Source organism: Burkholderia sp. HMSC10F09 (assembly GCF_001806955.1).
Taxonomy (GTDB): domain Bacteria; phylum Pseudomonadota; class Gammaproteobacteria; order Burkholderiales; family Burkholderiaceae; genus Burkholderia; species Burkholderia multivorans.
Genome location: NZ_KV786821.1, coordinates 1 through 1,020 on the forward strand (window position 1 = coordinate 1; position 1,020 = coordinate 1,020).

The 1,020-nt window shown below is 61.6% G+C and carries 2 protein-coding genes; both read left to right on the forward strand.

Annotated features, from left to right (window positions below):
• On the forward strand, positions 1–180 hold a 180-nt coding region (locus HMPREF3115_RS32000; RefSeq protein ID WP_141751710.1), incomplete at its 5' end, for a hypothetical protein.
• Between the two features lie 242 nt (positions 181–422).
• Entirely contained in the window at positions 423–992 is a 570-nt protein-coding gene (locus tag HMPREF3115_RS20705) for a flavodoxin family protein (RefSeq protein ID WP_053297301.1), read from the forward strand.
• Positions 993–1,020: the final 28 nt, after the last annotated feature.

Here is a 1,020-nt window from a genome sequence, read left to right on the forward strand (position 1 = left end):
ACCAATTCCGCCACCTGGGCACGTTTCGCTTGCTGCGATGCGAAAGACCGCTATTGTAGCGTGTCCTCGAGGACTGTCAACAGCTTTTTGCGGATCGATCGAAAAACACGCGCCGCCGAGCAGGCCTCGTTGCTGCGCTCGTGCGGCGTGCAGCGATTGCCGCATACCGCGAACGGGTGAATTTTCCCGATGCGTATTTATGCGCGTTTGCCCGCGCACTATCGTTTCGACACGGCACTCGTCATTGCGGACACGTGCCGAGCTCCGCCGATACGGTCGACGCGGTGTACGCGTTCATCATCGACGCAACGACGTGCGACGCGGGCCGGGTTCGGCGACTCGATTCGTTTGCGAGCAAATGTGTTACTTAGCTGGTAACATTTCATCGCTCGTTCCCTTTGAATTTGAACAAGGAGTCATTCATGTCGGAAATTGCCGTGGTGTTTCATAGTGGCTACGGTCATGCGGCCGTCATTGCGGAAGCCGTCGCGCGTGGTGTCGAGAAGGTCGACGGCGCGTCGGTGAAGCTGATCCCCGTCGAGGCGATCGACGATCACTGGGCGTATCTGGAACACGATGCGAACGCGATCATCTTCGGTTCGCCGACCTACATGGGCAGCGCGTCCGCGCAGTTCAAGGGATTCATGGACGCGTCGTCGAAGTACTGGGGCAAGTGGCGCGACAAGCTCGCGGCCGGCTTCACGGTCTCCGCTTCGCAAAGCGGCGACAAGCTGGCGACGCTGCAGCAGCTCGCCATCTTCGCGGCCCAGCACCAGATGCTGTGGGTGAGTCTCGGCCTGATGCCCGGCAACAACAACAGCCAGGGATCGGTCAACGATCTGAATCGGCTTGGTTCGTTCCTCGGCGCGATGGCGCAGGCGAATGCCGATCAGGGCGGCGACGCGATCATCGAGAGCGACCGGAAAACGGCTGAAGTGCTGGGCGAGCGCGTCGCGATTGCGGCGAAGCGCTGGAACGGGCAGGGCGCGTGAGCGCGACCCCGGCTGCGCTTGCAAGCGC

What these genes read in the sequence shown, in the direction of transcription:
- HMPREF3115_RS20705 (WP_053297301.1), top strand. Translation starts at nt 423, where the DNA reads ATGTCGGAAATTGCCGTGGTGTTTCATAGTGGCTACGGTCATGCGGCC.